This is a genomic window from Pseudomonas sp. S3_G06, assembly GCF_054667565.1.
On the sequence record NZ_CP162738.1, the window covers coordinates 4,685,443 to 4,694,674 of the forward strand.

9 protein-coding genes are annotated in these 9,232 nt (G+C 60.6%); 6 read left to right on the forward strand and 3 right to left on the reverse strand.

The features are described 5' to 3' along the window. Positions 1 to 30 precede the first annotated feature (30 nt). Entirely contained in the window at positions 31 to 3,384 is a 3,354-nt protein-coding gene (mscK, locus tag AB4N47_RS20875) for a mechanosensitive channel MscK (RefSeq protein WP_076565278.1), read from the forward strand. A gap of 48 nt (positions 3,385 to 3,432) precedes the next feature. Further along, entirely contained in the window at positions 3,433 to 4,896 is a 1,464-nt protein-coding gene (gene selO / locus AB4N47_RS20880) for a protein adenylyltransferase SelO (protein ID WP_341638438.1), read from the forward strand. 5 nt (positions 4,897 to 4,901) lie between these two features. On the opposite strand, the gene mazF is transcribed toward selO, so the two are convergent. Beyond that, a complete protein-coding gene (mazF, locus tag AB4N47_RS20885) occupies positions 4,902 to 5,264 on the reverse strand; it encodes a type II toxin-antitoxin system toxin MazF (protein ID WP_041477600.1) in 363 nt (120 codons plus the stop codon). Beyond that, on the reverse strand, positions 5,264 to 5,533 hold the full coding sequence (gene mazE / locus AB4N47_RS20890; RefSeq protein WP_122601441.1) for a type II toxin-antitoxin system antitoxin MazE: 270 nt from the start codon (positions 5,531 to 5,533) through the stop codon (positions 5,264 to 5,266). The genes mazF and mazE overlap by 1 nt, the downstream gene beginning before the upstream one ends. Before the next feature lie 236 nt (positions 5,534 to 5,769). Here mazE and trxC point away from each other — a divergent pair, with 236 nt between their 5' ends. Then, positions 5,770 to 6,204 carry a thioredoxin TrxC gene (trxC, locus tag AB4N47_RS20895; RefSeq protein WP_341638437.1) on the forward strand — a complete coding sequence of 145 codons (435 nt, stop codon included), beginning with the start codon at positions 5,770 to 5,772 and terminating at the stop codon, positions 6,202 to 6,204. A gap of 129 nt (positions 6,205 to 6,333) precedes the next feature. Here the strand turns inward: trxC and AB4N47_RS20900 are convergent, their stop codons facing one another. Next, positions 6,334 to 7,104, reverse strand: coding sequence for a ParA family protein (locus AB4N47_RS20900; RefSeq protein ID WP_024011296.1), 771 nt, complete (start codon positions 7,102 to 7,104; stop codon positions 6,334 to 6,336). Positions 7,105 to 7,460: 356 nt separating this feature from the next. Between AB4N47_RS20900 and AB4N47_RS20905 the strand changes: the two genes are divergently transcribed. From AB4N47_RS20905 to AB4N47_RS20915, 3 genes are read left to right on the forward strand one after another with little or no spacing between them, the layout of a single operon-like run. Further along, complete coding sequence (locus tag AB4N47_RS20905) at positions 7,461 to 8,186, forward strand: beta-ketoacyl synthase chain length factor (protein WP_016772023.1); 726 nt, start codon at positions 7,461 to 7,463, stop codon at positions 8,184 to 8,186. Then, the gene (locus AB4N47_RS20910; protein ID WP_341638436.1) at positions 8,162 to 8,974 is read left to right on the forward strand and encodes a lysophospholipid acyltransferase family protein; all 813 of its coding nucleotides are present in this window, start codon (positions 8,162 to 8,164) and stop codon (positions 8,972 to 8,974) included. The genes AB4N47_RS20905 and AB4N47_RS20910 overlap by 25 nt, the downstream gene beginning before the upstream one ends. After that, a complete protein-coding gene (locus AB4N47_RS20915) occupies positions 8,952 to 9,227 on the forward strand; it encodes a phosphopantetheine-binding protein (RefSeq protein WP_016772025.1) in 276 nt (91 codons plus the stop codon). Before AB4N47_RS20910 ends, AB4N47_RS20915 begins: the two co-directional genes overlap by 23 nt. Positions 9,228 to 9,232: the final 5 nt, after the last annotated feature.

Sequence of the window (9,232 nt, forward strand, 5' to 3'; positions counted from 1 at the left end):
CTCCCACTCTCACTTGCTTGACCGGTCTCTATGCCTACCCTGCGCTCCTTTTTCGCCGCGGCCCTGCTGGGCCTCAGTCTTGTCGTCGGCCCGCTGCATGCTGCCGAACCACCGTCCAGCGATGCCGTGCAGGCCAGCCTCGATAAGCTGGCCGACAGCAAGCTGCCGGACGCCGACAAGAAGACCCTGCAGACCGTCCTGCAGAACACCCTCAATCAGCTGAACAACCAGCGTGATTACGAGCAGAAACTGATCGATCTCAAGCGTCAGTTGGCCAACGCGCCGAAGCAGACGATTGAAAACACCCGCGAACTGAGCCGCCTCAAGGCCACCGCGCCAGTGCCGGTCGCGCAGCGCTTTCCGAAGGAGTCGATTCAGCAACTGGAGCAGATCCTTACCGATCGCTCGACCCAGCAGAGCGATCTGCAAAAAGCCCTGGCCGAAGCCAACAGCCTGATCATCACCGCACAGACTCGCCCCGAGCGCGCTCAGGCGGAGATCTCTGCCAGCCAGACGCGCATCCAGCAGATCAACACCATCCTCAAATCCGGCAAGGACACGGGCAAAACGGTCACCGCCGAACAGCGCGACCAGTTGAACGCCGAACTCGCCGCACTCAATGCACTGATTCCACTGCGCCGCCAGGAACTGGCCGGCAACACCCAGTTGCAGGATCTCGGCAATGCCCAGCACGACTTGCTTTCGGAGAAATCCGACCGCCTCGACCGCGAGATCCAGGAACTGCAAACCCTGATCAACCAGAAGCGTCTGGCGCAGTCGCAGGAAACCGTTACCCAGCAATCGATCGAAGCGCAGAAGGCCGGCGGCAGCAGCCTGCTGGCGAGCGAGAGCGCGACCAATCTCAAGCTTTCCGACTATTTGCTCAAGAGCACCGACCGTCTCAACGAAGTCACGCAGCAGAACCTGCAGACCAAACAGCAACTCGACACCCTGACCCAGAGCGATTCGGCGCTGGACGAGCAAATCAACGTGCTCAAGGGCAGCCTGCTGCTGTCGAAAATCCTCTACAAACAGAAGCAGGCGCTGCCGCACTTGAAGGTCGACCGCGACCTCGCCGACCAGATTGCCGATATTCGCCTGTATCAGTTTGATGTCAGCCAGCAGCGGGAGCTGCTGAGCAACCCGGCGACCTATGTCGACAATCTGCTGGCCACCCAGCCGCCAGAGCAGGTCACCCCGCAATTGCGCAAGAGCCTGCTCGATCTGGCCAACACCCGCGCTGATCTGCTCGAGCGGCTGAACCGCGAGTTGAGCGCGATGCTCAATGAATCGATCACCCTGCAGCTCAACCAGAAACAATTGCTGAGCACCGCGCAAAGCCTGCGCGCGACCCTCGACGAACAGATGTTCTGGATCCCCAGCAACAAACCGCTGGATGTGGAATGGATGCGCGGTGTGCCCGAGCGCCTGGAGCGGCAGGTCAACACCTTGCCGTGGGCGTCGAGCCTGAGCGAACTGGCTGACGGCCTGACCCAGCGGCCATTGCTGTTCCTGCCATTGGCGCTGCTGATCGGCGCCCTGTTGTGGCGCCGCAAGGCCCTGTACGGACGACTCAACAAGGTTCACCAGGACATCGGCCACTTCAAGCGCGACAGCCAGTGGCACACGCCGCAGGCGATTCTGATCAACATTCTGTTGGCGATGCCGGTGGCGCTGGGTCTGGCGCTGTGCGGTCTGGCCTTGCAGATCGACGCGCGCGGGCAGAACGCCAACATGGGCGCGGCGCTGTTGCAGATGGGTCAGGCCTGGCTGGTCTTTTACACCGCTTACCGGATTCTTGCGCCGGGTGGCGTGGCGGAATTGCACTTCCGCTGGGAGAAGCCGCAGGTCGAGTTCCTTCAGGGCTGGGTGCGTCGATTGGGCCTTGTGGTCATGGCGCTGGTCGCCGTGGTGGCCGTCGCCGAGTTGCAACCAGCGGCGCTGGCTGATGACGTGCTCGGCATGCCGGTGGTGCTGACCTGCTACGCCTTGATGGCGTGGCTGCTCAGTCGCCTGCTGATCAGCAGCCCGACGCACCAGAACGCTTCGCTGTTCCGCAAAGCCGTCGGGGTGATGTTCACCCTGCTGCCGATCGCCCTGTTTGTCGCGGTGTGCTTCGGCTACTACTACACCGCGCTGAAACTCAGCGACCGCTTGATCAACACCCTGTACCTGCTGATGTTCTGGCTGGTGATCGAGGCCACTTTCGTGCGGGGCCTGAGCGTTGCTGCGCGGCGTCTGGCTTACCAGCGCGCGCTGGCAAAACGGCAGGCGGCAAAAGAGGCTGGCGACGGCGAAGCGGTGATCGAAGAGCCGACGCTGGATATCGAAAAGGTCAACGAACAGTCCCTGCGCCTGATCCGCCTGGCCCTGCTCGGCGGTTTCATCGCGGCGCTGTACTGGGTCTGGTCGGACCTGATTTCGGTGTTCTCGTATCTGGACAACATCACCCTCTACGAATACACCAGCGGCACCGGCGCCAACATGAGCATGGTGCCGATCAGCATCGGCGACATGCTCGGCGCGCTGATCATCATCGGCATCACCTTCGCGCTGGCGCGCAACTTGCCCGGTCTGCTCGAAGTGTTCGTGCTGTCCAAACTCAATCTGGCGCAGGGCAGCGCTTATGCGACAACCACGCTGCTTTCCTACGTGATTGCCGGCGTTGGTTTCGTCACCACCCTGTCGACCCTCGGCGTCAGTTGGGACAAGTTGCAATGGCTGGTGGCGGCGCTGTCGGTAGGCCTCGGTTTCGGTATGCAGGAGATCTTCGCCAACTTCATCTCCGGCATCATGATCCTCTTCGAACGCCCGGTGCGAATCGGCGACACCATCACCATCGGCAACCTCTCGGGCACGGTGAGCAAGATCCGCATCCGCGCCACCACCATCACCGACTTCGACCGCAAGGACATCATTGTCCCGAACAAAACGTTCATTACCGGGCAACTGATCAACTGGTCGCTGACCGACACCATCACCCGCGTCACGCTGAAACTCGGCGTCGATTACGGCTCGGATCTGGACCTGGTCAAGGAACTGCTGCTCAAAGCAGCCCGGGAGAACCCGCGTGTGCTCAAGGAACCGGAGCCGCACGTGTACTTCCTCAACTTCGGCGAAAGCACCCTCGACCACGAACTGCGCATGCATGTGCGCGATCTCGGCGACCGCAACCCGGTGCTGGATGAGGTCAACCGCTTCATCAATCGCGAGTTCAAGAAGCAGCACATCAACATCTCGTTCCGGCAGATGGAGGTTTATCTGAAGAACCTGCACGGTCAGGAATACAAGATGGTGCCTGTGGAACCCGAGAACAAAACCATCGTGCCGATCGTCGACGGGCAGAAACCGTTGCCGGAACCGCCACCGAGCAAACTCGACTAACCGACATGGTCCCAGCAGAATGCTCGGACATTCTGCTGGAGCCGGCCCGTGAAAGCCCTCGACGAACTGACTTTCGACAACCGCTTTGCCCGCCTGGGCGACGCGTTCTCCGCGCACGTGCTGCCCGAACCGATCGACAATCCGCGCTTGGTGGTCGCCAGCCCGGCCGCCCTGGCCTTGCTTGATCTCGATGCGGCCAGCGCCGACACCGAAGAATTCGCGCAGCTGTTCGGCGGCCACAAGCTGTGGGCCGACGCCGAGCCACGGGCGATGGTGTATTCCGGGCATCAGTTCGGCGGCTATACCCCGCAACTGGGTGACGGGCGCGGTCTGCTGCTGGGCGAGGTGTACAACAACGCCGGCGAGCATTGGGACTTGCACCTCAAGGGCGCCGGGCAGACGCCGTTTTCGCGCATGGGCGATGGCCGCGCGGTGCTGCGCTCATCGATTCGCGAGTTTCTCGCTTCCGAGGCGCTGTTTGCGCTGAACATCCCGTCTTCGCGGGCCGCCTGTGTGATTGGCTCCGACACGCCGGTCTGGCGGGAAAAGCAGGAACGCGCGGCGATGGTGCTGCGTCTGGCGCCGAGCCACATCCGCTTCGGCCACTTCGAATATTTCTACTACACCAAGCGCCCCGAGCAGCAGAAACAGCTCGGCGAGCATGTGCTGGCGATGCACTTCCCCGAATGCCTCGAACAACCGGAACCGTATCTGGCGATGTTCCGTGAGATCGTCGAGCGCAACGCCGAGCTGATCGCCAATTGGCAGGCTTATGGCTTCTGCCACGGCGTGATGAACACCGACAACATGTCGATCCTCGGCATCACCTTCGACTTCGGCCCGTTCGCCTTCCTCGATGACTTCGACGCGCATTTCATCTGCAATCACTCCGATGATCAGGGCCGCTACTCGTTCAGCAATCAGGTGCCGGTGGGCCAGTGGAACCTCAGCGCCCTCGCCCAGGCACTGACGCCGTTCATCAGCGTCGAAGCCCTGCGCGAAACCCTTGGCCTGTACCTGCCGCTGTTCCAAGCGCATTACCTCGACCTGATGCGCCGCCGCTTCGGCTTCACCACTGCCGAAGACGATGACCAGAAGCTGCTGGAAGACCTGTTGCAACTGATGCAGAACAGCGGCGTCGACTACACGCTGTTCTTCCGCCGACTTGGCGAAGACTCACCTGAGCAGGCAGTCGCCCGCTTGCGTGATGATTTCGTCGACATCAAAGGTTTTGATGCTTGGGGCGAGCGCTACATCGCCCGGGTTGCCCGCGATGGCTACGCCGATCAAGAGCAGCGCCGAGCGCGGATGCACGCGGTGAATCCGCTGTACATCCTGCGCAATTATCTGGCGCAAAAGGCTATTGATGCGGCGGAACAAGGGGATTATGCCGAGGTACGCCGACTGCATGCGGTGCTGAGCAAACCGTTTGAGGAGCAGCCGGGGATGGAGGGTTACGCCGAGCGGCCACCGGAGTGGGGAAAGCATTTGGAGATCAGTTGTTCTTCGTAGGCGCTTCAGCTTAGCGGGTCGATTGCACTGATTACACGGTCGACGATGTCAGACATTGTCACGTCATCCAGTCGCTCGATGAATTTGGCCGTGCCGTCTCGTACCCGTTGTTCTATGTCAAAACTGCGAACCTGATTACACACCGCTACACCATTGGTTTCGTGGCCAGTAATGGCGACCGCCAAACCCATATTCCGGCTGAAATTCCCACCGCTAGTAACAGGCACCGTCATGCTCACGCCCAATGCGTTGATCTCTCTGGGCGTGATCACCACAAAGCGATGTCTGTTCATCATCTCCCGCCCCGCCACTGGGTTTGGATCAATCCAGTAAACGTCACCCCGCTGAGGGGGCTGTCGGCGCACCATCAACCCAGCTCCCGGCCGACAGAATCACCTTCAAGGGTCTCGCTAGTCTGGGCGTTAAGTTTCTGCAATTCTTCTGCGCCTTCGAGTAGCTCTGACAAACTATAACGCTTACGCGTAGCGGCTACGGCTGGACGAGCAATCAGTTCGCCATCGACCACATTCAGCTCTAGCTGTGCGCCAACCTCCAGATGCAACAGCTTTAAAAGCGTGGGCGGAATCGTAATGACGGCAGCGCCGCCTTGGCGGCGTATCCTGGAAGTTACGGACATTATGTCGCTCCGATTTGATGCATAGGAATCATCGATTCCTGGACTAGTGCAACAAAAGTAGCACGCAGATAAAGACAAAGCGATCTCCTCACGACAAGCGTAAAACGCCGAATTGGTCTTCAGACCAGCCATCGATCCCGGAACGGTTTTGAGAAAAATGTGAGCAGTTGCGACATTGATAAGTTGGCAGATCGACTCCAAATCAGTTCTATAGACTGCCTATCAGAGAACCAATCATGACCACCCCACTCCTCATCCCCTGCCCCACCTGCAACGGCCTCAACCGCATCCCCGCCGAGCGCCTGGCTGACCAGCCCAAATGCGGGCGCTGCAAGTCTGCGGTGTTGTTGAGCAAACCCTTCGAACTCAAGCAGGGCGATTACGCCAGTCAGACCAAGGGCGATCTGCCGTTACTGGTGGATGTCTGGGCGGACTGGTGCGGGCCGTGCAAGTCGTTTGCGCCGGTGTTCGAACAGGCTGCGGCGCAGCTGGCGGGCAAGTGTCGGCTGGCCAAGCTCGACAGCGAAGCGAATCAGCAGTTGTCGGCGCAGTTGGGGATTCGCTCGATTCCGAGCCTGATTCTGTTTAAAAACGGCAGGGAAGTGGCGCGACAGAGCGGTGCGTTGCCATTGCCGCAGTTGATGGCATGGCTGCGTAGCCAAGGCATCTGACCCAACACAGACCACCCTGTGGGAGCGAGCCTGCTCGCGAAGGCGGTCGATCATTCAGCGCCGATGTTGAATGTGCCGGCCTCTTCGCGAGCAGGCTCGCTCCCACAGGATTTGCGTGTGAGTGGGAAATCAGTGGTCTTCCAGCAGATTGTGCAGTTCCACAAACTGCTGGGTCAGCTTGTGCCGTGGATCGAGGTGGATCAGCGGCATGCTGGCCTGGTGCGACTCGCGCATACGCACCGAACTGCTCAGGTACACCGGCAATACCGGCAAGCCTTCGGCAATCAGCTCATCGAGCATCTGCTGTGGCAGGCTGGCCCGCGCCTGAAACTGATTGACCACAATGCCTTCGACTTCCAACCCTTCGTTGTGGTCATCCTTCAACTCTTCGATCTCGGCGATCAGGCCGTACAGCGCCTGACGTGAAAAGCTGTCGCAGTCAAAGGGGATCAATACCCGATCCGCAGCAATCAGCGCCGATACCGCGTAGAAATTCAACGCAGGCGGGGTGTCGAGATAGATTCGGTCGTAGTCCTCGGACAATTCGTCGAGCAACTTGCGCAGCTTGTTGATCTTGTGTTTCGCCTCGAGCTTGGGCTGCAGGTCGGCCAACTCGGCGGTGGCGGTAATGATGTGCAGGTTGTCGAACGGCGTTTCATAGATGTCCGCCTGATTCTTTTTCGAGAACGGCCCGGAGGACAGCGTCTGTTTGAAGAAGTCAGCGATACCCATCGGGATATCGTCGCCGGTGAGACCGGTCAAATACTGAGTGGAATTGGCCTGGGCATCGAGGTCGACCAACAACGTGCGATAACCCTCGCTGGCGCTGACCGCCGCCAGATTGCAGGCGATGCTGGATTTGCCCACGCCACCTTTCTGATTGAACACCACGCGCCGCATGACCAAACCTCCGTGTATCAAAGAATGACCGAGTGTAGTTGGCGGTGACCGCGCTTCGCTACCTTCACGGACATGGACTACGTCGTCCGGTGTAAAAATCGACGCCCAGGCATGGAAAAAACCGCCAGCCATCCCAGAGACACCTGACAGACACGCCGCGTCAAATCTGGATAATGGCCAAGTGATAGCCATGCAGCGAACCGCTCGGTACATTTTGTTGGGCAAAATGTAACCAACATTTGCTACACACCCGTCGCACCGGGATAATGCGCGCCACCCGGCGCCCTACGCCAAGCCAAGCCTGCTGCGGCGCTGGCGACTCAACGCGTCAACGAAAGCCCGCAGGGGCGGGATGAATGTCCGTGATCAACTTCAACATCGCCCAATGGCGCGCGTGGGCCCCGGGGCTCGACAGCGTGGACGCCTGGCAGGCCTGGAGCCGACAACCGGTCGTGCTGCAGAGCAGTGATGCCGCGCCCGATGTGTCGTTTCTGCCGGCCATGCAACGCCGTCGCCTCAGCCGCCTGGCGCGGATGGCCTTCAGCGTTGGCTGGCCGCTGGCCGAAGGCCGGGACCATCTGCCACTGGTGTTCGTCTCGCGGCACGGCGAAACCCCACGCACGTTTGAAATCCTCCGCGATCTGGCCACCGAACAGCCCTTGTCGCCGACCCAATTCAGCCTTTCAGTGCATAACGCGATCATCGGTTTGTGGTCGATCATGCGCGGTGAAACCAGCGAAATGACCGCCCTCGCGGCGGCTGGCGATGGCCTTGAACACGGCATGCTCGAAGCGGCGGCACTGCTTGATGAAGGCGCCCCGGCCGTGCTGCTGGTGATCACCGAAGAGCAACCGCCCGAGGCGTACTCGCAGTGGGTCGATGACGTGCCATTCCCTTACGCGCTGGGTTTATTGCTCACGCCCGGTACCGACTGGCGGCTGACCCTGAACAGCAGCACCGAAACCCGGTCCAAGGCGCACTGGCCGCACGCGCTCAACCTGCTGCGAACCCTGCTCGGCCAGCAACCTGACTGCCAACATGCGTGGAAAAATCGTGTATGGACCTGGCATCGCAACCCGTGACGGCCAAACACCGCGACGCCTACTACTGGCGGCTGCTGGCCACTGCTGCGAGCTTCGCCTTGTTCGGGCTCGGCGGGCTGTGTCTGCGCCTGCTGGTATTTCCGCTGCTCGGCTGCCTGCCCGGTGACGCGCTGGTACATCGCCTGCGCGCGCGGCGTACGGTCAGTCGGTTGTTCTGGTTTTTCGTGCGTTTCATGGCCCGCACCGGCGTGCTCACTTACGACATCGAAGGTGCCGAGCGCCTCGGCCGGCCGGGGCAGATGATCATCGCCAACCACCCGTCGCTGATCGATGTGGTGTTTCTCATCGGTCTGGTGCGCCACGCCAATTGCGTAGTGAAGAAAACCCTTTGGGAAAACCCGTTCACTCGTGGCCCGCTGCGCAGCACCGAGTACATCAGCAACGACGGCAGCATGGACATGCTCGACGCCGCCGCGCAGTCGTTGCAGGACGGCCAGACCCTGATCATCTTCCCCGAAGGCACCCGCACCCAGCCGGGGCAGGCGCCGGCCTTTCATCGGGGGGCGGCGGCAATTGCCCTGCGCGGTGCGAAAATCGTTACCCCGGTGATCATCAAGGTCAGCCCGACCACCCTGACCAAAGCCGAGCCGTGGTATCGCATCCCCCATCGCCGCGTGCACTTCAGTTTTCGCGTGGGGGCCGATATAGACCCACAGACCTTCGCCGCGCAAGGCCCCGCACCGCAGGCCTCGCGCAAGCTCAACGATTATTTGCATGACTATTTCATTAAGGAGCTCGCCGCAGATGAGCGATCAGAACACCGCTAGCCTGGTGCGTGACATCAAACTGCTGATCATCGACGCCTTGGGCCTCGAAGACATCAGCCCCGAGGACATCGGCGACGAGCAGACACTGTTCGGCGAAGGCCTCGGCCTGGATTCGGTGGACGCGCTCGAACTGGGCCTGGCGATCCAGAAAAAATACGGCATCAAGATCGACGCCGATGCCAAAGACACCCGCAACCATTTCACCAACGTGGCCAGCCTTGCGGCATTCGTCACGGCAAAACAGGCAGCTTGAGACCG